Annotated in this window: 22 protein-coding genes; 6 read left to right on the top strand and 16 right to left on the bottom strand. The window is 68.8% G+C overall.

From position 1 onward, the window contains the following. Positions 1-59 precede the first annotated feature (59 nt). Entirely contained in the window at positions 60-1,502 is a 1,443-nt protein-coding gene (locus tag NF556_RS06655) for an HNH endonuclease signature motif containing protein (protein ID WP_252594727.1), read from the bottom strand. A gap of 344 nt (positions 1,503-1,846) precedes the next feature. On the opposite strand from NF556_RS06655, the gene NF556_RS06650 reads away from it, so the two are divergent. From NF556_RS06650 to NF556_RS06630, 5 genes are read left to right on the top strand one after another with little or no spacing between them, the layout of a single operon-like run. Next, on the top strand, positions 1,847-2,602 hold the full coding sequence (locus NF556_RS06650) for a 4-hydroxy-tetrahydrodipicolinate reductase (RefSeq protein ID WP_252594725.1): 756 nt from the start codon (positions 1,847-1,849) through the stop codon (positions 2,600-2,602). Then, positions 2,599-3,699: a 4-hydroxy-tetrahydrodipicolinate synthase gene (dapA, locus tag NF556_RS06645; protein WP_252594723.1), complete on the top strand. Its 1,101-nt coding sequence runs from the start codon at positions 2,599-2,601 to the stop codon at positions 3,697-3,699. The genes NF556_RS06650 and dapA overlap by 4 nt, the downstream gene beginning before the upstream one ends. Continuing rightward, the gene (locus tag NF556_RS06640; RefSeq protein WP_252594722.1) at positions 3,696-4,547 is read left to right on the top strand and encodes a 2,3,4,5-tetrahydropyridine-2,6-dicarboxylate N-succinyltransferase; all 852 of its coding nucleotides are present in this window, start codon (positions 3,696-3,698) and stop codon (positions 4,545-4,547) included. The genes dapA and NF556_RS06640 overlap by 4 nt, the downstream gene beginning before the upstream one ends. Next, positions 4,544-5,671 carry a pyridoxal phosphate-dependent aminotransferase gene (locus tag NF556_RS06635; RefSeq protein WP_252594721.1) on the top strand — a complete coding sequence of 376 codons (1,128 nt, stop codon included), beginning with the start codon at positions 4,544-4,546 and terminating at the stop codon, positions 5,669-5,671. The genes NF556_RS06640 and NF556_RS06635 overlap by 4 nt, the downstream gene beginning before the upstream one ends. Continuing rightward, positions 5,668-7,092: a type III PLP-dependent enzyme domain-containing protein gene (locus tag NF556_RS06630; protein ID WP_252594719.1), complete on the top strand. Its 1,425-nt coding sequence runs from the start codon at positions 5,668-5,670 to the stop codon at positions 7,090-7,092. Before NF556_RS06635 ends, NF556_RS06630 begins: the two co-directional genes overlap by 4 nt. 36 nt (positions 7,093-7,128) lie before the next feature. Here the strand turns inward: NF556_RS06630 and NF556_RS06625 are convergent, their stop codons facing one another. From NF556_RS06625 to NF556_RS06585, 9 genes are all read right to left on the bottom strand, one after another. Further along, positions 7,129-7,428, bottom strand: a complete 300-nt coding sequence (locus NF556_RS06625; protein ID WP_252594717.1) for a hypothetical protein — start codon at positions 7,426-7,428, stop codon at positions 7,129-7,131. 26 nt (positions 7,429-7,454) lie between these two features. After that, positions 7,455-8,111: a hypothetical protein gene (locus tag NF556_RS06620; RefSeq protein ID WP_252594715.1), complete on the bottom strand. Its 657-nt coding sequence runs from the start codon at positions 8,109-8,111 to the stop codon at positions 7,455-7,457. Then, entirely contained in the window at positions 8,108-9,082 is a 975-nt protein-coding gene (gene cbiB / locus NF556_RS06615; protein ID WP_252594713.1) for an adenosylcobinamide-phosphate synthase CbiB, read from the bottom strand. Before cbiB ends, NF556_RS06620 begins: the two co-directional genes overlap by 4 nt. Beyond that, positions 9,079-10,722 carry a cobyric acid synthase gene (locus NF556_RS06610; protein ID WP_252594712.1) on the bottom strand — a complete coding sequence of 548 codons (1,644 nt, stop codon included), beginning with the start codon at positions 10,720-10,722 and terminating at the stop codon, positions 9,079-9,081. The genes cbiB and NF556_RS06610 overlap by 4 nt, the downstream gene beginning before the upstream one ends. 13 nt (positions 10,723-10,735) lie before the next feature. Then, positions 10,736-11,311 (bottom strand): cob(I)yrinic acid a,c-diamide adenosyltransferase, encoded by a 576-nt coding sequence (cobO, locus tag NF556_RS06605; protein WP_252594711.1) that lies wholly within the window; start codon positions 11,309-11,311, stop codon positions 10,736-10,738. Further along, positions 11,308-12,132: an ABC transporter ATP-binding protein gene (locus NF556_RS06600; protein WP_252594710.1), complete on the bottom strand. Its 825-nt coding sequence runs from the start codon at positions 12,130-12,132 to the stop codon at positions 11,308-11,310. The genes cobO and NF556_RS06600 overlap by 4 nt, the downstream gene beginning before the upstream one ends. Then, entirely contained in the window at positions 12,129-13,211 is a 1,083-nt protein-coding gene (locus NF556_RS06595; protein ID WP_252594708.1) for a FecCD family ABC transporter permease, read from the bottom strand. Before NF556_RS06595 ends, NF556_RS06600 begins: the two co-directional genes overlap by 4 nt. Positions 13,212-13,250: 39 nt before the next feature. Continuing rightward, a complete protein-coding gene (locus tag NF556_RS06590; RefSeq protein ID WP_252594707.1) occupies positions 13,251-14,258 on the bottom strand; it encodes an ABC transporter substrate-binding protein in 1,008 nt (335 codons plus the stop codon). 259 nt (positions 14,259-14,517) lie between these two features. Beyond that, complete coding sequence (locus NF556_RS06585; protein WP_252594705.1) at positions 14,518-15,414, bottom strand: aminotransferase class I/II-fold pyridoxal phosphate-dependent enzyme; 897 nt, start codon at positions 15,412-15,414, stop codon at positions 14,518-14,520. Positions 15,415-15,558: 144 nt separating this feature from the next. On the opposite strand from NF556_RS06585, the gene NF556_RS06580 reads away from it, so the two are divergent. Continuing rightward, on the top strand, positions 15,559-16,206 hold the full coding sequence (locus NF556_RS06580; protein ID WP_252594703.1) for a dihydrofolate reductase family protein: 648 nt from the start codon (positions 15,559-15,561) through the stop codon (positions 16,204-16,206). 46 nt (positions 16,207-16,252) lie between these two features. On the opposite strand, the gene NF556_RS06575 is transcribed toward NF556_RS06580, so the two are convergent. The 6 genes from NF556_RS06575 to NF556_RS06550 all read right to left on the bottom strand — a co-directional run bounded on the left by NF556_RS06575 (position 16,253) and on the right by NF556_RS06550 (position 22,659). Then, on the bottom strand, positions 16,253-17,410 hold the full coding sequence (locus NF556_RS06575; RefSeq protein ID WP_256829789.1) for an MFS transporter: 1,158 nt from the start codon (positions 17,408-17,410) through the stop codon (positions 16,253-16,255). A 69-nt stretch (positions 17,411-17,479) separates the two neighbouring features. Beyond that, on the bottom strand, positions 17,480-17,944 hold the full coding sequence (locus NF556_RS06570) for a MaoC family dehydratase (RefSeq protein WP_252594700.1): 465 nt from the start codon (positions 17,942-17,944) through the stop codon (positions 17,480-17,482). A 14-nt stretch (positions 17,945-17,958) separates the two neighbouring features. Beyond that, the gene (locus NF556_RS06565; protein ID WP_252594699.1) at positions 17,959-19,128 is read right to left on the bottom strand and encodes a thiolase family protein; all 1,170 of its coding nucleotides are present in this window, start codon (positions 19,126-19,128) and stop codon (positions 17,959-17,961) included. Beyond that, positions 19,128-19,565 (bottom strand): Zn-ribbon domain-containing OB-fold protein, encoded by a 438-nt coding sequence (locus NF556_RS06560; protein ID WP_252594697.1) that lies wholly within the window; start codon positions 19,563-19,565, stop codon positions 19,128-19,130. The genes NF556_RS06565 and NF556_RS06560 overlap by 1 nt, the downstream gene beginning before the upstream one ends. Further along, entirely contained in the window at positions 19,562-20,716 is a 1,155-nt protein-coding gene (locus NF556_RS06555; protein WP_252594695.1) for a thiolase family protein, read from the bottom strand. The genes NF556_RS06560 and NF556_RS06555 overlap by 4 nt, the downstream gene beginning before the upstream one ends. Next, positions 20,713-22,659 carry an acetoacetate--CoA ligase gene (locus tag NF556_RS06550; protein WP_256829774.1) on the bottom strand — a complete coding sequence of 649 codons (1,947 nt, stop codon included), beginning with the start codon at positions 22,657-22,659 and terminating at the stop codon, positions 20,713-20,715. Before NF556_RS06550 ends, NF556_RS06555 begins: the two co-directional genes overlap by 4 nt. Positions 22,660-22,684: the final 25 nt, after the last annotated feature.

The following is a 22,684-nucleotide window of genomic DNA, read 5'->3' as shown; positions in this document are numbered from 1 at the left end:
GAGGCGTCTGGGCATGCCTGTGGGCCCGGCCGTGGTGGCCGGGCTTCGGGGCAGGGTCCTCACACGTGCCAGGTCACGACGGACCCGGACACGGTCGCCATCAGGTCTTTCTGGTGCACTAATGTGTGATGTCGTGGACAGAGTAGGACCAGGACAGCGATGTCCGTGTTGCCGTCACGACACCACCACACTAGGTGATGCGAATCGCACCAAGTCCCCGGGATCGAACACCCCGGATACGTACATTTCTGGTCCCTGACCAGCAACGATTTGAACTGCCCAGGCGTCGCCAGTCGCACCGTCCGACCGAGGTTCAGCGGCTCGCCATACTCCCCCAGAGCGATCGGGGTCACGTCCCCGATACACGCGAACCTCCCGACCTGCTGGGCATCCAACACCTGACCCAACGCCGTCACCCCAGCCCCCACCGGCTTGCCCGTCGCAGGGTCCGCCTTCACCGTGATCATCACCGACGCCCGCCCAGACGACGGTGGTGCCCCAGGGTTGGACAGGCCACGGTTGATCACCATCACCAACGCGTCATACGCCCGCTGGGACCAGGACCGGTGATCCAGCGCCCCATCGTGCTCCGGCTCCGGCGCTGCGAGGGGCCCGTTGAGCACTCCCTCGAGCAGGGCTGCGTCCCCTTGGGGTGCGTCGATCGTGAAGCGGGTCATGCCCTTGGCCAACGGGCGGCGAGTCACTCGCCGCAACGTCTGCGCGGTGCGCTCCCGCTCCTCTTTCGGCTTCTCGTCCAGCAGGCGTTGGAGCAGCTCCTGGCACACGACCTCCAGATCCCTGTCGCTGATCTCCTCGTTCGCTGCCGCGTTGATCGCGATCTGCGCGTACTCCTGCTGCTCGGCCAGCCCCAGGCTCGGCACCAACCGGGTGATCGTCTTCGCGACCTTCGCACCCCGATACACCGCGACCTCCCCAGCAGCCACCCGCCCCACCAGTGGCTTGCCCCAACTCCTCTCCCCCGCCAACACCACCGTACGAATCTGCCCGGCGTCGGTCACCGACAGCCACGGGCAGCGCACCCGCAACCAATCCACCAGGGACAACCCGACCGCCATATGCAACCCGCGCGTGTACGCCTCCGCCGCCAGCGCGACGACCACCCCGTCCGACCTCGCCCGCAACTCCCCAGCCACCTCCAAGGCGTCGATCACACCCGGGTCGAAAACCGACACCAACTCCGACGGCCCCAAACCCCCAGCACGCCCCACCCCACCCACAGCGGCCGCCAGCCCTTCCGAGAGGACCTCCGCCGCCGACACCGCCCCCTGCTCCACCAACAGTTGATCGACCTCAGCAACCCGATCCCAATACTGGACACACCCCGGATCCCCCTCCGGACCGTAGGCACCCCACCCGCCCCCAGCATCCGCCGCAGCAATCAACATCTCCGCGAACTCAGCCTCCACCGCCACATCCCAGGCACCACCAACACGATCGAGGACCTCATCCCCAACCGTCGCCGTCGCGCCTGTCTGCTTCATACAAACGATCTAAACACCCACCACTGACAGAGCACCTGACCTGCGCAAACGCCTGTTGGGGGCGATCCGCCCAACCCGGAAACGCTCAAGACGCCCTGCTCACGTGTGCGGACAGCACCCGGGAGTGACGGCCGAGCGCGATGGGAGCCGCGCGGGGCCCATCACGGCCCGAGGCATCGCCTTGCGGGCCGGTCCGAACTTTCGGCGTTCTGAGAGCAACGAACCAGCACTACCGATGGGTCCGCAGGACGATTTCCTGTCGCAAGCCACTTTCCCAGGACACCCTCTCTGACCTGTGGTTTTAGTGGTCTGAGCGCCCCAGAATCTCCCGCATACTCGACCGTGTGCCGCTGCAGATCGGGATCTTCGGACGGGGCCGCCTAGGCTCCGCGATCGCTGCTGCCGCCGAGCAGTCGGACGACATCGTGGTCGCCTGGCTGGTCGGTCACCAGACGCCGCAGGACCTCGCCCCCGTCGACGTCGCCCTCGAGGTCAGCCACGCCGACGCCGTCGCGGACCGCCTCGCCTGGGCCCACGAGAGCGGCACCGACCTGATCATCGGCACCACCGGCTGGGACCCGGCGCTCACCCAGACCAGCCCCCAGTCCGTCCCCAGTCAGCCCACAGCCGCGGCGAGCGGCGGGGAGAGTCCGGCGATCGGCATACTGACCGCCCCGAACTTTTCCCTCACCGTCGCGCTCATGCGCCGCATCAGCCTCGCCCTCGGCCGCTATGCCGCCCTCACCGGCGCCGACCTGGCCGTCAGCGAGATCCACCACACCCGCAAGGTCGACGCCCCCAGCGGCACCGCGCTCCTGCTGCGTGAGGCTCTCTCGCAGGGCTCGGGGCAGGACGCGATCCAGACCTCCAGCCTGCGCCTAGGCGACGTCATCGGGCGCCACGACGTGCACCTGACTAGCGCGGCCGAGTCGATCACGCTCACGCACGAGGCGCACAGCCGCGAGACGTACGGCCTGGGCGCGCTCACTGCGGCCCGCTGGTTGCGCGGCCGCCGCGGCACCTTCACCTTCGACGACCTCGCCGCAGAGGTCCTCGACCCACTCTTTCACTCCACACCCACACAGAAGGAGGAACCATGAGCGGTGCACAGTTCACCGGCCTCGGCGTGGCGCTCGCCACCCCGTTCACGACAGGGACGGAGGCGGCCGCCAAGCACGGAGGTTCCTCCCGCAAGCGGCCGGCCGTGGATGTGACGGCCTTCCGGTCCCTGGTCGAGCATGTCGTCGCCGGCGGCGCGGACTTCCTGGTCGTCCTGGGATCCACGGGCGAGGCGGCGACGGTCACCGAGTGCGAGCGCACCGACCTGATCACGACGGCACGGCAGGCGGCACCCGGCGTGCCCTTGGTCGTGGGGACCGGGCACAACAACACGGAGTATGCCGTGGAGCTGGCCCGCGCGGCCGTCGCCTCGGGTGCGGACGGGCTGCTCGTCGTGACCCCCTACTACAACAAGCCACAGCCCGCCGGGATCGTGGCGCACTTCCGTGCGATCGCCGAGGAGCTGCCGGGCGTGCCCGTCATCGCCTACAACGTGCCCGGGCGCACCGGGTCCAACCTGACCCCGGAGACGCTGCGCGACCTGTGGGCGATCCCGGAGGTCTTGGCGGTCAAGGAGTCCTCCGGCGACCTGCGCCAGATCGCGCAGATCTGCCGGGAGGCGCCGTCGGGCAAGACCGTCCTGGCCGGTGATGACGACCTGGCATTGCCCGCCATCGCGGTGGGCGCGACCGGCCTGGTCTCGGTGTGCGGCAACGTCGCTCCCGCTCAGACGACTGCGCTGGTGCGGGCCGCGCTGGCCGGTGACCTGCCCCTGGCGCGCGCGCTCAACGCCGAGCTGGCACCGCTGGTCTCGGCTCTGTTCTGCGAGTCAAACCCGGTGCCGCTCAAGGCAGCCCTGGCCTGTCTCGGTCTGGCGACCGGCATGGTCCGTGCCCCGCTCGCGCCAGCGGCTCCGGACACCTGGGCACGGATCCAGTCAGTCCTGTCCGACCTGGGCCTGACACCACACCACGCGCTCGGTGGGGTCGAATCTGCACCACACGGCGCGCTCGGTGGGGTCGAATCTGCACCGCACGGCGCGCTCGGTGGGGTCGAATCTGCACCACACGGCGCGCTCGGTGGGGCAGATTCTCGCCACACGACGCGCTCGGTCGTTGCTGAGGCGGTGGCGTCATGACCGCGACTGCCGCGACCGCCGAGACCGTCCAGACCTCCCGCACGGAGCTGCGCGAGTTCGTCAGCCGACCGGTCCCCGAGCTGCGCGAGGATCCGACTGCGCCGCAACGGATCAGCGAGTTCTTGGGCGCCCTGGAGTCGGGCGAGGTCCGTGCGGCCGAGCGCGACGCCGACGGCACCTGGCACGCCAACGCCTGGGTGAAGTCCGGCATCCTGGCGGCCTTTGCCCTCAGCGAGACGCTGGAGCTGCCCGGCTGGCCCGGCGGTGCGGTCGACAAGTCGCTCGTGCCGCCGCGACAGATCGAGTCACGCCACGGCATCCGGCTGGTCCCCGGCGGCACCTCGGTGCGCCGCGGCGCGGGCCTGGCCGCGGGCACCGTCGTCATGCCGCCGAGCTATCTCAACACCGGCGCCTGGGTCGGTGCCGGCTCCATGGTCGACAGTCACGTGCTGGTCGGCTCCTGCGCGCAGGTCGGCGAGCACGTGCACCTGAGCACCGCGGTCCAGCTCGGCGGGGTGCTCGAGCCGGTCGGCGCCACCCCCGTCGTGATCGAGGACGACGTCTTCGTGGGGGCCCAGTGCGGCCTGTTCGAGGGCGTCATTGTCCGGGAGCGCGCGGTCCTAGCGCCCGGCGTCACGCTCACCTCCCGCACCGTGATCTATGACCTGGTCAACGGGCGTGAGGTGCGCGGCGAGGTGCCAGCCGGAGCGGTCGTGGTCCCCGGGTCGCGTCCGGCCCGTGGCGCGTATGCCGAGGGGCTGGGTCTGTCCCTCTATGCGCCGGTGATCGTGAAGTATCGCGACGGCTCCACCGATGCCTCGACAGTCCTTGAGGAGGCGCTGCGATGAGCACCGCGACCAGGGTCACCTCGCTCTCGCCGTCGCTGATCCGGGCCATGTCAGTGGGTGCTCCTCCGGAGGCGATTGACCTGGGGCTCGGCGTGCCCGGCTGGGCCCTTCCCGAGCCGGCCCGTGCTGCGCTGGCCCGGTGCGCTGACCGTGACGAGCCACTGGGCTATGGCCCCAACGGCGGCGTCCCCGAACTCGTTGCGGCAGTGGGTGACTATCACCTCCTCGCCAACGCGGACCGTGCCGATCAGGTGATGGTCACCGCGGGCAGCCAGGCCGCGCTGACCGCCCTCTTCCTGGCCCACGTCTCCCCCGGTCAGATCGTGCTGGTCCCCGACCCCGGCTTCCCTGCCTATGCGACGCTGGCCCGCCTGGCTGGCGCGCTCCCGGTGCCCTATCGGCTCGGGGCCCAGGGCGCGTTGGACCCGGCGGTCTTCACTGCGGCACTGGACACCGGTGACGTGGCGCTGGCGGTCATCAACCACCCCGGCAACCCGACCGGCGGCGGCGCCTCCCTGGACGCCCTGGCTGCGGTGGCGTCAGCGTCCCGCGCTGCGGGGGCCGTGCTGGTCTCCGACGAGGTCTATCGCGAGGTGCACCTCGGCCCGCGGCCAGCCTCGCTGCGGGATGTGACCGACAGCGGTGTCGTCGTGTCCTCGGTCAGCAAGGGCTGGGCGGCCCCCGGTCTCCGAGTCGGCTGGGCGGTCGGCGACCCCGCCCTGCTGCAGCCGGCCCGCCTTGTGCACAACGCCATGACGACCAGCGCGGCACAGACCAGCCAACTGGCAGCGACGGCGCTGCTGCGCGCCTCGGACCAGGTGCTGCGTCAGACCCGCCGAGAGCTGATCACACGCTGGTCGGTCGCGCAGACCGGCCCGGCCGCGGTGCGTCCGGTGGGGACGCCAGCTGGCGGCTTCTATGCCTGGATCCCGGTGCCGCAGTGGGCAGCCCACGACACCACCGGGTTCTGTCTGCGCGTGCGCGACGAGGGCAGCGTCGTCGTCGTGCCCGGCACCGCGTTCGGTGCCGCCGGCGAGGGCTTCGTGCGAGTCTCCTGCGGCGGTGACCCGAAACTGCTGGCCCAGGGGCTGGCCCGGATGGCACCGTTCTGGGAGGCACCATGACCGACATCTTGGCCGACACAGCGGCTGGCCCCGTGGTTGCCCCAGCGACCGACACAGCAGTTGACACCGTGGCCCACACCGTGCCGGACAGCACGAGTGGCTCGCCAGCGTTGACCGGTGACGAGCACCTGTTCGCGCTCTCGGACTCGGCAGCGCTGCTGGTCGCCGAGACCGCGTCGACCCCGTGCTTCGCCTATCGCCTCGACGTCGCCCGCGAGCGTTTCCTGTCGCTGCAGGCAGCCCTGCCGGAGCGGGTGCACCTGGCCTATGCCGTCAAGTCCAACCCCGGTCCCCCGCTGCTGGCCGAGCTGGCACGGCTGGGTGCCTGGTTTGACTGCGCCTCGGCAGGCGAGGTGGCCGCTGTCACCACGGCGCGCGAGGCTGTCGGAGAGCTCAACCACTGGCGCATGGTCTTCGCTGGTCCCGCCAAGTCCGAGGCCGACCTGCGGGCCGCGCTGGCGGCCGGAGCCCGGATCCAGGTCGACGGCATCGAGGACGTGCGGCGCCTCGCGGAGTGGCACCACGGCGCAGAGCCGCTCGCGGTCAACGTGCGAGTGCACCCCCTGGGCGGCGTGAGCGAGACCGCCTCGATCATCGGCGGGTCCGGCCCGTCGGCGTTCGGGGTGGACGAGGAGGACCTGGCTGACTTCGTGGCCGCGTGCACTGACTATCCGTCGGTGCAGCTGTCTGGCCTGCAGGTCTTCTCCGCCAGCAACGAACTGGACGCGACTGCCCTGCTCGCCAATCACAGCACCGCCCTGGGCATCGGGGAGCGTCTGCAGGCGCTCCTGGGTCATGACCTTGACCTGATCGACCTCGGCGGCGGCCTCGGGATCCCGTATGCCGCAGGCTCACCCGAGCTGGACATCACCGCCCTGGGTGCGGGGCTGGCTGAGCTCCTCGAGGCCAACCCCTGGTTCACCGGCTCCGTGGTGCTCGAGCCCGGACGCTGGCTGTCCGGGCCGACCGGTGTCTATCTGACCCGCGTGATCCGCGTGAAGCAGAGCCGCGGCACGACCTTCGCGATCCTGGAGGGTGGCATCAACCACCTGCTGCGGCCGCTGATGACCGGACAGTCCTTCCCCGTCCGAGCAGTCCCTGACCGGGACGGGTGGCTGAGTCACCCCATGACTCATTCACCCGTCCCCGCATCGCACGGCGGGCCTGACCCGTTTGCTGCCTCGGCCACCGGCTCCGCCGGCGAGGGAGACGACGCCGGTGCGCTCGCGACATACACCCTGGCGGGGCCGTTGTGCACCTCGCTGGACCGGGTCGGGACCGCTGACCTGCCGCAGCTTCGCTCAGGTGACCTGCTGGTCTTCGGTCAGGTCGGGGCCTACGGGTTCACCCAGGCGATGACCAACTTCCTGAGCCATCCGGTGCCGGAGCAGATCTGGCTCGGTGGCTCGCACCAGCACTGACGGCGGTCCAACCCACCAGTGCGCTCCGCGGAGCGCTCAACGCCTGTCGACCGTGATCGTGGTGCTCGTGCTGCCCTGCCTCTGCGTCTCTGTCCAGGTGCACACCCACTCCGTGCCCTCTGACACACCGGTCACCTCGAAGGAGGTCCCGTCCTCGACCGGCAACTCACGGAGCAGCGTGTCGCCGGCACCGGACAGGTCCAGCTGCGAGATGGCCGTGTCCTCGCATACCTTGATCATCGTCTCGCTCGGGTCGGGTTCGGAGCAGCCAGCGGCCAGAACAAGCACGGGCAGGGCGACAACGCCCAGGGCTGCAACTCTGCTGATCCCCACCATCCGCACAGCATGGCATCAGTTGGGGGTCAGGTCGAGGGATGACCACCTGTGCCGCGTCCCGGCCGGCCTCGCCACATCAACCAGCCGACGGCCAGGAGCACCAGGAACCCAGCGGCCAGCGCCAGCCACAGGACCGGCACGGATTCAGAGTCAGACACCACGTCCGTTGCCGCCTCGGACTCCGCTGTCGGCTCAGGCTCCGCCGTCGGCTCAGGCTCGGCAGCTGACACCGCCTGGCCGGGGCCGGTGACAGCCTCCACCTCAGCGATGAGTGCTGCCGTGGCCCGGGACGTGCCATCACACAGGCCGGACTCGCCGTCCCGGACGAAGAAGACATAGTCGGTGCCGACCTGCATGTCCTCCAGACCGCATGAGGCGCCGTGCGAGGCGGAACGGAACGTCAGCGGGTCCGCGGAGTCGCCCTGGAAGACCGCGTCCACGGCGACTGTGTAGGTGACCCGGTCATCGCTGCTGAAACTCCCGTCAGCACGCGTCGCCGGTGGCTCCACCCCGGTGAGCTCTCCGACGGCCACGGTGTCGGCATACCCGAGCAGTGCCTCGGTGTCGGACGCGGCGCACGAGCAGGCCATCGCCGCGGTCGGGCTGATCAGGAGCAGCATGGGCATCAGCAGGAGGGCGCCCAGCACGGCACGAACTGAACTCCGCGGTCCTCGTCGACTCATGGCGGTTCCTCTCGCTCGGGTTGATGGGACGCTAGCGCGGACGCCAGGGTTCCAGCGACCAGCGCCCACTCCACCGCGTCGACGAGTGAACGCGCCGAGGAGATGGTGTGCGCCGTGGGGCGTGGACCCTCTCCCAGGACAGGCCGGTCCTCGAAGCGCGAGCCGTAGTGGAGCGGCCCGCCCAGGCGCACCCCGAGTGCTGCGGCGGCCGCGCTCTCGGCGACCCCGGCGTTCGGTGACGGATGAGCCGGTGCGTCGCGGCGCACGATCCGCAGGACGGCCTGCGGTCCGGGTGCGTCAGGTGTCAGGCACGACACCACAGCGACCACGCCGGCCATGATCCGGGCGGGCACCCAGGCCATCAGGTCATCGAGGCGGGCCGCGGCCCAGCCATAGCGCTCATAACGCTCGGAGTGGTGACCCACCATCGCGTCCATCGTGTTGACGGCGCGGTGCGCCAGCACACCCGGAGCACCCGCCACCAGGGCCCAGAAGACAGGGGCGACGACGGCGTCGACGGTGTTCTCGGCCAACGACTCCACCACCGCCGACGCGATCCCGGACGCGTCCAGGCCCGACGGGTCCCGGCCCACCAACCAGGTGACCCGCTCCCGTGCGCCCGCCAGGTCCTCCTGCGCAAGCAGCTGCTGGATGTCCTGGGAGGTGTTGCGCAGCATCCGCCCGGAGCTCGCGACCCCGACCGCCAGCGCGGTCGCCACCACACGCCCAAGGGGACGGGGCACCGGCGCCAGATCACACACCCTGACGAGCACCACCCCGGCGAGCAGTCCCGTGCCGGCACCGATCGCCGCGTGAGCGGTTCCACGGACCCGGTTGTCGGCATACAGCCGCTGCTCCACGTGCTGCATGGCGGTGCCGAACCAGGCGACCGGGTGCCAGGCGTCCGGCGGTTCACCGAGCGCCCGGTCGAGCAGCAGACCGACGGCCGTCCCGAGCGCGTGGCCGCTCACCATCCAGGTGCCTGGTGGACGGCGACCGCAGTGTGGGCGAGCTCGAGGAGCCCTGGCACGTCGAGATGCTTCTCGGCCCAGCCGGCAAGGTGCTCCAGGTGCGCCTCGAGGGCATCGGCATGACCGAACAGCAGCGGGTCGAAGTCCCGACCCCGGGCGGCCGCGATATCCCCGATGAGCTTCTGTCGCAACAGGTCCGAGTCGAGGATGCCGTGCACCGACGTGCCGATGACCCTGCCGTCGTCGCTGACGCAGCCGTCGACGAGCGGCCGCCCCGCATCGCCCGGCTCAGCCGGGTCCAGCTCGAGCCACGGTGTGGCTCCGGCAGCGGGTTGCGGTCGGCCCCAACGGATTTCATATCCCGTCGCGTCGACATCGGCGTCCGCGGCGAGCCTGCCGCGCACCCGGGTGACGACCTTGGGCGCGGCAAAGGTCGTCTGCACCGGGAGCACACCCAGCCCGGGCACCCGTCCCCGCCCGGACTCCACCTCGTCGTCGATGACCTCACCGAGCATCTGATAGCCCGCGCAGATCCCGAGGATCCACGGACCCTCCGGCTGCGCAGCACACTCGCGCAGGGCCTCGTCCAGCCCCTGCGCACGCAGCCAGTCCAGGTCGGCGACGGTCGTCCGGCTCCCGGGGACGATGATCAGGTCGGCCTCGGCGAGATCACCCGGGACGGTGGCCGCGCGCAGGTCCACCGAGGGCTCCAGCACGAGCGGGTCGAGGTCGGCGGGGTTGGCCAGGTGCGGCAGACCGATCACGGCGACCCGGACCGGGCGACCGACACGGCCCGGGCGACCGGCGCGGCCGGGGCGACCGACCCGGCCCGGGCGATCGCCTGCTCCCGATGACGCCGACCGGGACCCGAAGACGTGCTGGTCCAGACCCAGCGCGTCCTCCTGCCCGAGCATCACGTGGTCCCCCAGGTGCGGCAGCACGCCGAGCACCGGGAGCCCGGTGCGCTCCTCCAGGTCGCGCAGCCCGTCACTGAGCAACGACACCTCCCCGCGGAAGCTGTTGATGATGAAGCCGCGCAGGCAGGACCGCAGCCGCTCGGGCAGCAGGGCCCAGGTGCCATAGGCCGAGGCAAACGCCCCGCCCCGCTCGATGTCCACCACCAGCACCGCCGGCAGCCCGGCCGCCGCCGCGAGGGGCAGATTGACCAGGTCGCGCTCCAGCAGGTTGATCTCGGCCGCTCCGCCAGCGCCCTCCAGCACAACAACCTCGTGCTCGCCCCGCAGCGACTGCAGCGCGTCCAGCACCACGGGGCGCAGGAGCCGGGCGCGCTCGCCATAACCCACCGCGTCGGCAACACCGTCTTCGCGACCCAGCACGACCACGTGCGAGGACCGCTCCCCAGAGGGCTTGAGCAGCACCGGTCCTATGCGCACGTCCGTCTCGACCCGCGCGGCCAGGGCCTGCATCGCCTGGGCGCGCCCGATCTCGCCGCCGTCGGGGGTGACCGCCGCATGGTTGGACATGTTCTGGGCCTTGAACGGTGCCACGTCCACCCCGCGCCGAGCCAGGGCCCGACAGAGCGCGGACACCACCGTGGTCTTCCCTGCGCTGCTGGTGGCGCCGACGACCAGCAGCGCGCCGGACCGGACGTCGGCCAGTGACTCGCGCTCAGTCCCCACCGGCGCCGACACCTCAGTAGTCGATGCCACGGCGTGCCCGGATGCCCTGCTGGAACGCGTGCTTGACCGGCACCATCTCGGTCACCGTGTCGGCCACCTCGACGATCGGGGCGGGCATCTCGCGACCGGTGAGGAAGACACTGACGTCCTCCGGGCGATCGCGCAGCACGGCCGCCACCTCCTCGATGTCGATCCAGCCCCAGTTGAGGGGATAGGAGATCTCATCGAGCATGATCATCCGGTGCTCGCCCGCCTCGATGAGGCCGCGGGAGAACGACCAGGCCGCGACCGCCTTGGCCTGGCTCTCGTCGAGATCATCGGACTCCCACGAGAAGCCGTCGCCGGCCGCGAACCAGTCGACACCGAGCTGGCGCATCATGGCCTCCTCCCCCGTCCGCCACCGCCCGGACTTGATGAACTGCACGACCGCGGTCGGCCAGTCCCGGCCCCGGCTGCGCAGCAGGGTCCCGAAGGCGGCGGTGGACTTGCCCTTGCCGTGGCCGGTGTTGACGAGCACCAGCGAGGGTGCGGACCGCAGCTCGCGGCGGTCATAGGGGCGCTTGGTGCGGGGCTCAGCGTGCTCGGTCATGATCTCTCCTTGGTGTGCCGTGGGGCGGGTGTGACAACGAGGTGGCCCTCGATGGTGTGAACGTGGAGCGGGTGGCCATAGACCTGCGAGAGCAGGTCGCGCTCGAGCACCTGCTCAGGGGTGCCGTGCGCCATCAGGTGACCTCTGTGGAGCAGAGCCAGCCGGTCGGCATACCGCGCCGCGATGCCCAGGTCGTGCATGGCCGCGACCACGGTGAGCCCCTCCTCGTGCCGCAACTCGTCGACCAGCTCGAGCACCTCGACCTGGTGACCGAGGTCGAGCGCGCTCGTCGGCTCGTCGAGCAGGAGCACCGGCGCCTGCTGGGCCAGGGCCCGGGCGATTACCACCCGCTGCGCCTCACCACCGGACAGGTGCAGGACCGTGCGGTCAGCGAAGGAGGCCATCCCCAGCCGGCGCAGGACGTTGACCGCGATCTGCCGGTCGGAGCGCGACTCGGACCCGAGCCAGCCGAGGTGGGCGGTGCGGCCGAGCAGGACATACTCGACAACGCTCATCCCCGGCGGCAGCTCCGGCGCCTGCGGCATCAGGGACAGGTCGGTCGGCTGCGGCGGGCGACCGGAGGCCACCTCAAAGCGCCCCGAGCTGGGCACCAGCCCGACGGCGGCGCGCAGCAGGGTGGACTTGCCCGAGCCGTTCGGCCCGATCAGGCCCAGCCACTCCCCTGCCTGCAGGTCGAGGGTGATCTCGCGCAGGACCTCGACGCGGTGATAGGCCACGCGCACGTCGCGCACCCGCAGAGCGGCAGTGCGCTCCGCAGCCGAGCGCGTCACAGCCGAGCGCGCAGACACCTCCGTGCTCATCGCTCACTCCGCCCACGCCACAGGATGAAGCAGAAGAACGGCGCCCCGACGAAGGCGGTGATCACGCCCACCGGCAGCTCCGCCGGTGCCGCCAGGGTGCGCGCGCCGATGTCGGCCAGCGCCAGGAAGGCCGCCCCGACCAGCGCAGACAGCGGCAGCAGCATCCGGTAGGACTGCCCGACCACCAACCGGACGATGTGCGGCGTGACCAGCCCGACGAAGCCGATCAGCCCGCTGACCGACACGGCCGCCGCAGTGATCAGCGTGGCCGCGGTGACCACCACCAGCCGCGAGCGGGCCGGGTGCAGCCCGAGCGCGCGGGCCTCGTCGTCACCCAGGCGCAGGACGTCGAGGTGACGGGCGTGCAGGAGCAGGACCACACTGGCCAGCACCACATAGGGCAGGAGCAGCAGCACCGGGTGCCAGCCGTGCGTGGCAAGCCGCCCGAAGAGCCAGGACAGCACCTCCCGCGCCCGGGTCTGGTCGAGGCGTTGCAGCGCATAGGTCTGCGTGGCCGAGAACAGCGCGGCCATCGCCACGCCGGCCAGCAACAGCGTCGCCGGCGTGCGGAAGGAGCCCCGCGCCACCAGAACCGACCCGGCGACCGCGAGCAGCGCACCGATGAAGGCGGCCGCGGGCAGGGCACCGATCGGCCCCCAGGACAGGTCCAGCCCGAACCCGAGGGCGAGCACGGCACCGAGCCCGGCACCAGCGGAGACACCCAGCAAATAGGGGTCGGCCAGCGGGTTGCGGAAGACCCCCTGATAACCGGCACCGGCCATGGCCAGCGAGGCCCCGACCAGCGCGGCCAGCACGGTGCGCGGCACCCGGATCTGCCAGAGCAGCCCCGCCTGCTGGGTGGTCAGCGTCTGCTCGACATCAACCCCGGGCAGCGCACCGACGAGCGCGCGCACGACGCCCGAGAGGGCCAGCCCGCCGGCCCCCTGCAGGATCGAGAAGGTCCCAATCAGCAGGAGCAGCGCGACGGCTCCCACAACCGCCGGCCACCGCAGCCGGAAGGCGCGGTCGGCGGCCTCCTCCAGGGCGTCCTGGGGTGGGTTCTGCGTGATCACAGCCATGCCGTATGCCGTGTGCCTGGGTCCCGTGGACCGGCCGGCTCAGCGTCCGGCCGGGACAGCGATGTCGGTCAGCGCGCCGGCGACAAACTCGACCAGCTGCGGCAGGCGGGGGCCCCAGCGCGAGGAGATGTCGGACTCGACCACGATGATGTTGCCGCTCTTGACGGCGGACACGTCAGCCCAGCCGGGGCGTGCGGCCACGTCTTCTGGGGTGTAGGACAGCTGGCTCGGGATCACGATCAGCTCCGGGTCGGCAGCAATGATCGCCTCCTCGGTGAGCTGCGGATAGCCGGTCTGGTCGGTGTCCGCCTCATCGGCGATGTTGCTGGCCCCCATCGCCGCATACACCGAGCCGATGTAGCTGTGGCTGCTCGCGGAGAAGAACGTGTCGTCGAGCTCGTGATAGATCCGGATCCCGGAGTCCTGCGGGGCTGCGGCCAGTCCCTCGTCCATGGCGGCGCGCATCTCGCCGATGGCGCTCGCGGCCTCGTCGACGTGACCGGTGGCCAGGCCGAGGGCCGCCATGCCGTCATAACCGCTCTCGACATCGGCCGGGGCGGGGTTGATGATCACCGGGATGTCGAGGGCACTCAGCGAGCCCACGAGTTCGTTGGTGTCGTTGGCCGCCACCACCAGGTCGGGCTCATAGCCGACGATCGCCTCGACGTTGGGGTCATAGCCGGACAGGTCGGTGCTGGGTGCCCCCTCCGGGAAGTTGGAGTAGGTGTCGGCGGCGATGACCTGGTCGCCCGCGCCGATGGCAAACAGGATCTCGGTGGCCGACGGCGAGAGCGAGATGATCCGCTCGGGCCGCTCCGGCAGGGTCACCTCCCCGCTGGCCGTGTCGACGGTGACCGGGAAAGCGTCGAGCGCCGCCCCCGTTTCAGTGGCTGTGTCGGCGGCGACATCCACCTCGGTGTCGCCGGCTGCAGCTGCCGTGGTGTCAGCGCTTTTCTCAGCGGGTTCGTCGTCCGCACCGCAGGCGGTGAGCAGCAGGGCGACGGCAAGCACGGTCGCGAGACGGTGGGTGGGGCGGGGCAGCGTCATGGTGTCTCCTGTCGTCGAGGTTGGTGCTGCTCGAGCGACAGTCCACGGCTGGATCCGCCGTCCGAACCGGCCCCTGGTCCTCGAGGGCTAATGGTCGGATCATCGGGCAGTTCGACCGGACTCGGCCTTCTCGACACAAGGTCAAAAGGCTCCACCGTTGCGGGACAGTGCCGGGTTCTCACCGGACTTCGTCTGCACGACGCGCTCACCATACCCCCACGGCCGGAGGGCCGGGGTCAGCGCCTTGACAGGGTCGGGTTCAGCGCCTCGTCAGGGCACGCTCCACCACGGCCAGACCGTCGCTGTCGGGCACGGCCATACGCGCCACCCCGGCCAATCCGAAACTGGCACAGTCGCGCACGAGCACGCCGTGCGGCGCCAGCTGCTCGCGCAGCCCGGGCTCATGGATCAGCACCCAGGGGGCGTCCGCTGCGTCCACGGACAGCCCGTGCGACTCGAGCAGCGCGACAAGGTCGTGGCGAGCCTCGGCGATCGACCGGGACCAGGACGGCAGGTCGGCCGACTCCAGCAGGTCGGGCAACAGGTCCAGCGCCAGGGTGCTCACCGACCAGTGCGGCTGGTGCGCGGCGCAGGCGTTGACGATCTCGGGGTCGGCCACCACATAGCCGAGCCGCAGCCCGGGGCAGTGGAAGGTCTTGGTCAAGGATCCGACCACCACGCCCCCGCGACCGGCGGTCCACTCCCCCGTCGCCAGGGCATAGAAGGCCTCGTCCCACACATCGGCGGTCTCGCCATCTCCGGCCAGCCGTCCGGTGGGGCTGTGCGGATCCGTTCGCCAGAGCGGCCCGGACCCTCCCCGAGGGTGCAGGCCAAACTCCGGTTCGCTCCTGACACGGCCGCCGAAGACCGCGGTCACGATGTGGATGGCCTCGCTCCCGCCGTTGGTGAGCAGGAGCCGCTCGGGTGCGACGCCCAACGCCTCCGCGAGCACCTGCGTCGCCTCCCGCGGGTCCGGATAGCGGCCCACGGCGTCCAGGTGTCGCGCCACGAGTGGCTCCACCGGCGGGGCAAACGGGTTCATGTTTTGCGACAGGTCGAGCAGGTCGCCTGGATCAAGACCGAGCGCCCGCGCGACGGCGACACCGTCCCCTCCGTGGGATCCGGCGGGAGGCAGGGACGACGCTGACGAAGGCATGCCATGATCCTGCCAAGGAGTTCCGGACCGCAGACACTCCGGGTGCTCGCCGGCTCAACCACAGTCATGCCTCCGGGGACGGCGATGAGTTCCGCGTGCAAGTGCGGTCTACTGACTCACTGACTTTTTCTGTGGAGGTGACCCGTGAGTGGTCGATTGAAGCTGTCCAACTTTGCTGTCTCGCTCGACGGCTTCGGGACCGGTGAAGGCCTGACCGAGCAGGAGCCCTTCGGTCACGCCGGTCATCGCCTGCACCCGTGGATGATGGCGACCCGGTTCTGGCGCGAGATGGCCGGCCAGGAGGGCGGGTCGACCGGCGTGAACAACGAGTTCCTGAAGGCCCACTGGGACGGTTTCGGCGCCGAGATCATGGGCCGCGGCAAGTTCTGGACCGGCGCCGGTCCGATCCCGGATGAGTGGCAGGGTTTCTGGGGCGCGGAGCCGCCGTTCCACACCCCGGTGATCGTGCTGACCCACCAGCAGCGAGACGATCTGCAGTTGGAGGGCACGCGCTTCCTCTTCCGAGACACCACCCCGCAGGAGGCCCTGGCCGAGGCTCGCGAGCTGGCAGCCGGGCTGGACGTGCGGCTCGGCGGCGGCGTGCGGACGGTGCGTGAGTTCCTGGAGGCCGACCTCGTCGACGAGTTGCACGTGGTGATCGTGCCGATCCTGCTGGGTCGAGGTCAGCGGCTGTGGGATGGGCAGGAGGCGCTTGAGGACCGGTTCGACCTGCGGTTCGAGCCTGGCGACGACGGCATCATGCACGTCGTCGGCACGCGTCGACGCGCCTGACGAAGCAGGGTCCTCACAACCGCAAGCGTGGTTCCCCCATGCGGACTCACCGGGTGTCGACGGCCCCCGACTCCACTGGCAACGCCTGGAGTTTGCGCATGGCGAGGATGCCAAGTGCTGGCCCAAAGGCCAACAAGGTGAACGTTGGTCCCCATCCGAAGGAATCTGCCACCAACGGAACGATCCACACGATGGGAATTGTCACGATGTAGCCGAGGGCCATCTGCAGCGTGAGCACACTGCCGACCAGTCGCTGGTCCGCTACGTGTGTGATGAGAGCGGAGAACTGGGGGGAGTCGGGAATGATCCAGAAGCCCCACACGAGGGCCACCACAACGACCAGCCACACTGGACCATCTGCCAACCAACCGATGACAAGTGCGCACGCTCCAGAGATCCACATCGACAGGATTGCGACCCTCGCGCTCCCGATGCGCTCGGCCATCCGGCCGCCGAGAAGGCAGCCGAGTGCTCCGATGCCGATCACCAGGAAGGTGATGAGGCTGCCAATCCACGGGGGTGTCGATCCGTTCTGGGCCAGCACGTGGGCGAAGAACACAGCGAACCAGGACCACATGGCATAGAGCTCCCACATGTGTCCGAAGTACCCCATGGAAGTGAACAGAACGCGAGGCTTGGCAAAGGCTCGCACAGTCGCGTCAAGGCGGAAGGGCCCGCTCAGTGGGAAGGGGTAGGGGCCATCGCGCGCGATACCGATAGCGACGACACCGCTGAGAACACTCAGCGCGCTAGTCCCAATCACGACGAACGTCCAGTCCAGACCCCCGATGGCCGCCACCAGGTGGGGCGAGGCAGAGCCGAGCGTGAGAGCACCAATGAGCACTGCCACTGCGGTCGCCCGCGAGTGGCGGAACCAGGTGGCAATCGCCTTCATCGCAGGGGGGTACACGCCCGCCAGGCACACCCCGGTGAGAATCCGCGCAGCGATGACCTGCCAGCCGGTCACCACCACAAGAAGTGACAGATTGACGATCCCTGCCCCGACCGCTCCCATGGCGATCAGCTGTCGGGGGCCTATCCGGTCCGCTGTGCTGGTCAAGGCAAGAGCGAGAGCTCCGATCACGAAGCCAACCTGCACCCCGATCGTCAGCCAGGCAACCTGGGACGATCCGAGGTCGAATTCCTGGGTCAGTTGGGGAACGACAGCACCAGCAGAGAACCAGGTGGCCATGCCGAGCAGCATGGCCACCCCCAGAGCCGCGAGCGCCTTCCAGGCACCAGGCGGGACGGTGGTTTGGCTCTCCGGCATGGCTCAGGTGAGGGCGGCGGTGTAGGTGACTGCTTCGCCCTCGATGCAGACCTCGCCCTCACTGTTGGTCACGGTCGTCGTGAGGTGGCAGATGGGCTTGTCGGCGCGGACTTTGTCGACCACGACCGTGGCGGTCATCGTGTCACCAAAGTAGGTGGGCTTGCGGAAGTCCCACCGCGTGGACAAGAAGACCGTGCCCGGCCCAGGAAGCTGCTCGGCAACAACAGCATTCAGCAGTCCCGACGTCACTCCGCCCTGGGTGATGAGTCCACCAAACATGGACGCTCGTGCCGCGTCCTCGTCGTTGTGGAGAGGATTACGGTCGCCCGTGATCTCGCTGAACAGTTCGACCTCTCGCTCACCAAACGTTTTACTGGTGCTTGCGCTGGCCCCTACCTCTGGCTTGCCGAAGCGGGTGCCCTGCCACCCGTCCACGATCGGTTTGCTCGCCTGGTCTGTGTTAGTCATTGCTGTGGCTCCGTTCAGCCGTTGTGTGCTGGGTTTTCGATGAGTGCTGCAGCGCCTTGTCCGCCGCCGCCGCACATGCTTGCGACGGCGTAGCGTTCGCCGCGTCGTCTGAGTTCGCGGGCGGCCGCCATCACGAGGCGCAGGCCGGTGCCACCAAGTGGGTGTCCAAGAGCGATTGCTCCACCGTTGACATTGACGATGTCTAGCGGCACCGACAACTGTCGACGGCTTGCCTCGACGACGCCCGCAAAGGCCTCGTTGATCTCGATGATTCCAACGTCCTGCACGCGCAGGCCCGCAGTGTCGAGGACCCTCTCGATGGCCTCGGCCGGTCTGAGGTGCAAGGACGCGTCAGGCCCAGCGACCTCGGCATAACCGCGCACGAGCGCAAGCGGGTCACGGCCCCAGTCATCGGCCAGGTCCCTGGAGACCACCGCACCGATCGAGGCACCATCAGTCATCTGGGAGGCGTTGCCTGCGGTGATCGTGCCGTGGGCATCAAAGACGGTGCGAAGGCGGCTCAGTGACGCCAAGGTCGTGTCGTCCCTGATGCCGTCGTCGTGGAGGATGGTCTCCCCGTTGACTTCGAGGGGCACGATCTCGTCAGTGAGGTGACCTCTGTCCCGGGCCTCGCGCGCGGTCTGGTGGCTGCGCAGTGCGATCTCGTCCTGCACCTCGCGGTTGATGCCGAGCTCGGTGTTGACGCGTTCGGAGAGGACACCCATGGATGAGTCCTCCAGGGCGCACCACAGTCCGTCGGTGGACAGTGTGTCGACGAAATCGGCCGGGGCCATCGACGGCCCCTGGCGGATGAGCCCTGCGTGCGGTGCTCTGCTCATGGAGTCCATGCCGCCGACGACGTATGCCGTGCCCTCACCCAGTCGGATCCGTCGGGAAGCGTCGGCCATCGCGGCCATGCCGCCCAGGCAGACATTGTTCAGCGTGATCGCGGGCGTGCGTGTGGAGACGCCGCCATCGAAAGCCACCTGGCGCGCGGGGTTCTGTCCGGCGCCGCCCTGGAGCACCTGGGCCAGGATGACACCGTCGGCGTGGGCTAGCTCGGGGTGCCGCTCCACCAGCTTCGCGAGCACGTGTGCCCCCAGCTCTCGAGAGCTCAGTGAGCTGAGCCGCTTGAGGTACTTGCCGAAAGGCGTGCGCAGGGCATCGAGAAGTGCAACATCCATCATTGACCTCCATCAACTGGAATCGGTTCGAACAACGGCAGTTTCCAGTCGCCAGACGCCACCCAGACCAACCGCACCGGGTCACCGACCTGCAGTCCGGCGTCGGGGTTCTGGGTCAGGCGCGACAGCAGACGAAAACCGTCCTGCACATCGATGAGGGCGAGCACGAACGGTGCGAGTTCGGCGAAGGCCGGGTGCCCCGGGCGGTGAGCCACCGTGAAAGAGGCGATCGTCCCCTCCCCCGTGCTCTCTTGCCAGGCCAGGGTCTGCGACCAGCAGTGGGGACAGTGCGCGCGGGGTGGGAACACCGCGCGAGCGCAATCAGCGCACTGCTGATAGACGAACCGCTCTTCCTGCGCTGCTTCCCAAAACGGTGCGCTCACCGCTGTGGGGGTGGGCGGCGGATAGGAGGCGGCCTTCGAGTCTTTGTTCGTCATACGTCCTCCCTCTGCAGCACTAGGGCTGTGGCTTCACTCAGGGTCGCGCCATTGCCCGTGACCAGCGCGGTCCGCGCGTCGGCAATTTGGCGCTCGCCCGCCTGGTGGCGGAGTTGGTGGACTGCCTCGACGATGTGCGACATTCCTCCTGCGAGGTCCGCCTGACCGAAGGACAGTTGACCGCCGTGCGTGTTCAGCGGCTGTGGACCTCGCCAGGTCAGGTCGTTCTCCACCATCCAGGGGCCGCTCTCGCCAACGGGGCAGACTCCCGCGTCCTCGAGGGTGAGCGCGATGACAATCGAGTAGCAGTCGTACAGCTGGAGCATGTCCATGTCCGCTGGCCCGGTCCCACTTTGCCGGTAGGCGGAGGCGATGGCTGCTTTGAGTGGGCCTGACGTGAGGGACGGGGCTTGGGACATCGCTCGATGGGTGATCTTCTCTCCGGCTCCCGAGATCATGACGGGCCGATGTCGAAGGTCACGCGCCCGCTCGGGGCTCGTCACAATGAAGGCTGCCGCACCCGCGCAGGGCATGACGATCTCCAGCAGTCGGAGCGGCTCGACCACGAAGGGTGAGTTGAGCACGTCGTCGACTGTGAGGGGCGTCCCATGGAAGATCGCCTTCGGATTCAGTTGCGCATTTTCTCGCTGGGCCACAACCGCGGTGGCCAGTTGAGCGCTCGTGGTGCCGTACCTGGCCATGTGTCGCTGCGCCAGGAACGCGTAGGACGTGTTGGCCCCAGAGGCACCGAAAGGAACGTCGAACTCCCGGATGGGGTTGCGGTTCGGCGAGCGTGGCACCCGCCCTCGCTCGTTGATGTTGCCCAGGACGCACAAGACTGTCTGACACATCCCGGCTTGAATGGCTGCGGCTGCCCGCCATGCCATGCCTGCAGCAGTTGCGCCCCCCAGGTCGACGACGTTGGCCATCGTCGGTTGCAGTCCGAGGTACTCGGCAACCGTGGCTGGAACGTGCTGCGGGGTCTCCCCAACCTGGGGTCCTACCAGGAGCCCGTCGATGTCACCCCTAGAGAGCCCCGCGTCATGGGTGGCTTCGATAGCCGCGGTTGCGAGCATGCTGAGCGTTGTGACACCCGCGGAGTAGCGCTGCGGTGCAAGTTCGCCGACGCCCACGATCGCACCGGCGCTCATGACGCCCCCTGGAGGTCCATGAGGTTTTCCAACCTGAAGCGGTCCAGACATTCGGGATTCCGCAGTGAGTCCCTGTTCTTGACGGCCTGTCCAGTGACCGTCTTCAGAGCAGCACCCTCGACCTTCTTCCCGGCAAGGTTGTAAGGAATGTCATTGACAGTAAAGATTCGCGCGGGGACGTGTCGCGGTGACGCTTCCTTCCGGAGGGCGGCCCGCAACACATCCGGGTTGACGGCCTCGCCGTCGCTCACGACGAACAGCCAGATCTCCATGTCGTCCGCGGTCGGATAGCCGATGACGAGGGAGTCTGTGACACCTGGCACAGCCTCCACAACACGGTAGATCTCACTCGTGCCAATACGCACCCCGCCGGGCTTCAGCGTGGTGTCGGTGCGTCCAGAGATCACCATCCCTCCGGAGACCTGCACCTCCGCCAGGTCGCCGTGGTGCCAGATCTCCGGCTGGACGTCGAAGTAGGCCTGCCGATACCTCTCGTCGCCACCTTCGCCCCAGAAGGTCAGGGGCATGCTCGGGAAGGGTTCAGTGCACACCAGATCGCCTGGTTGACCCACGACCGGAGCGCGACGCTCATCCAGCACCCCTACGGCCAGCCCGAGTCCTGGCACCTGAATCTCTCCACTGCGCACGGGTGCCATGGGGTTGCCGAGGACAAAACAGCCCAGGATCTCGGTGCCGCCCGAGATCGAAGCCAACTGGACATCTGACTTTGCCTTGCCGTAAACCCAGGTGAAGTTGTCGTTGGTCAGCGGTGCGCCTGCAGAAAGAATGACCCGCAATCCCTCCAACGCAAGGTCAGCACTGGGGACAACACCGAGCTGGTCCATCATCGACAAATACTTGGGACTCGTCCCAAAGTGCGTGACGTCAAGCTCATCGATGAGTCGCCAGAGCACTCCCGGGTCGTTGCGTGGAATCGCCGCACCGTCATACAACACCACCGAAGCTCCACATCCGAGCGCCGCGATCGACCAGTGATACATCATCCACGCCGTATTAGTGAAGTACATCATCCGGTCGCCCGTGCGCACATCACTGTGCAGAAGGTGCTCCTTGAGCAGATTGACGAGTATGCCGCCAGCCCGGTGGACGATCGACTTCGGGAGACCTGTTGTGCCGGACGTGTAGACAATGAAGGCTGGGTGGTCGAAGGGAAGCCTGACGAAGCTTGGCGGTTCATCACCCACATTCGTCATGGTGTCGGTTGCGTGGAGTTCCATCCCTGCTGGCGCATCCACTTCGGGTGCCGCCCCTAAGACCAAGACATGCCTGAGGCCGGGGAGGGACTCTGCGACATCCAACCCCTTGGCAACCAGGTCATGGCGTCGGCCGTTGTAGAGATAGTCGGGCGCCAGAACGAGGACGGAGGGATCGACCTGACCGAACCTATCGAGCACCCCTGCGGCACCAAACTCCGGCGCACAGGAGGTCCAGATCGCGCCAATGGACAGTGCACCAAGTGTGTAGGCCAGGGCTGCGGCGTTGTTGGGGACGATGGCTGCCACCCTGTCCCCTGGCTTGACGCCGAGCCCAAGCAGGACGCGCTGCGCTCGGCCAACCTCGCGACGCAGTTCCGCATGCGTAAGCGTGGAGGACTCGCCGGTCTCGTCGACTTCGACCACTGCAGGCTCATCATCGTCACCTCGCAAGAGGTTCTCCGCCAGATTGAGACTCGCCTCGGGGAAGAAGCGAGACCCGGTCATCGGCCGTTCGCGATCTCGGACGAAACTGACGTTTCCCGGCTCGCCGACGATCTCTGCAAACTCCCACAGCGCCGACCAGAACTCATCTGGCTTGGCGACGGACCAGCGGTGCAGGGTTTCGTAGGGCAGACCACCGAAGCCGTTCACCTCCATGAATTGGTGCAAGTGCGTTGCGGTCACACGTGTCTCGTCTGGCTCCCAAACGATCCGTGAAGTAGTCAAGATTCTGTCCTTTCCAAGTACCCGG

This window comes from Ornithinimicrobium faecis (assembly GCF_023923225.1).
GTDB lineage: Bacteria > Actinomycetota > Actinomycetes > Actinomycetales > Dermatophilaceae > Ornithinicoccus > Ornithinicoccus faecis.
The sequence above is the reverse complement of the archived record's forward strand: the minus strand, read 5'-3'. Positions and strand labels throughout refer to the sequence as shown.

Excerpts from the sequence above, each read along its gene's own strand:
- NF556_RS06655 (WP_252594727.1), bottom strand. The coding sequence starts at position 1,502 with ATGAAGCAGACAGGCGCGACGGCGACGGTTGGGGATGAGGTCCTCGAT.
- dapA (WP_252594723.1), top strand. The coding sequence starts at position 2,599 with ATGAGCGGTGCACAGTTCACCGGCCTCGGCGTGGCGCTCGCCACCCCG.
- NF556_RS06640 (WP_252594722.1), top strand. The coding sequence starts at position 3,696 with ATGACCGCGACTGCCGCGACCGCCGAGACCGTCCAGACCTCCCGCACG.
- NF556_RS06635 (WP_252594721.1), top strand. The coding sequence starts at position 4,544 with ATGAGCACCGCGACCAGGGTCACCTCGCTCTCGCCGTCGCTGATCCGG.
- NF556_RS06630 (WP_252594719.1), top strand. The coding sequence starts at position 5,668 with ATGACCGACATCTTGGCCGACACAGCGGCTGGCCCCGTGGTTGCCCCA.
- NF556_RS06625 (WP_252594717.1), bottom strand. The coding sequence starts at position 7,428 with ATGGTGGGGATCAGCAGAGTTGCAGCCCTGGGCGTTGTCGCCCTGCCC.
- NF556_RS06620 (WP_252594715.1), bottom strand. The coding sequence starts at position 8,111 with ATGAGTCGACGAGGACCGCGGAGTTCAGTTCGTGCCGTGCTGGGCGCC.
- cobO (WP_252594711.1), bottom strand. The coding sequence starts at position 11,311 with ATGACCGAGCACGCTGAGCCCCGCACCAAGCGCCCCTATGACCGCCGC.
- NF556_RS06600 (WP_252594710.1), bottom strand. The coding sequence starts at position 12,132 with ATGAGCACGGAGGTGTCTGCGCGCTCGGCTGTGACGCGCTCGGCTGCG.
- NF556_RS06595 (WP_252594708.1), bottom strand. The coding sequence starts at position 13,211 with ATGGCTGTGATCACGCAGAACCCACCCCAGGACGCCCTGGAGGAGGCC.
- NF556_RS06590 (WP_252594707.1), bottom strand. The coding sequence starts at position 14,258 with ATGACGCTGCCCCGCCCCACCCACCGTCTCGCGACCGTGCTTGCCGTC.
- NF556_RS06585 (WP_252594705.1), bottom strand. The coding sequence starts at position 15,414 with ATGCCTTCGTCAGCGTCGTCCCTGCCTCCCGCCGGATCCCACGGAGGG.
- NF556_RS06575 (WP_256829789.1), bottom strand. The coding sequence starts at position 17,410 with ATGCTGCTCGGCATGGCCACCTGGTTCTCTGCTGGTGCTGTCGTTCCC.
- NF556_RS06570 (WP_252594700.1), bottom strand. The coding sequence starts at position 17,944 with ATGACTAACACAGACCAGGCGAGCAAACCGATCGTGGACGGGTGGCAG.
- NF556_RS06565 (WP_252594699.1), bottom strand. The coding sequence starts at position 19,128 with ATGGATGTTGCACTTCTCGATGCCCTGCGCACGCCTTTCGGCAAGTAC.
- NF556_RS06560 (WP_252594697.1), bottom strand. The coding sequence starts at position 19,565 with ATGACGAACAAAGACTCGAAGGCCGCCTCCTATCCGCCGCCCACCCCC.
- NF556_RS06555 (WP_252594695.1), bottom strand. The coding sequence starts at position 20,716 with ATGAGCGCCGGTGCGATCGTGGGCGTCGGCGAACTTGCACCGCAGCGC.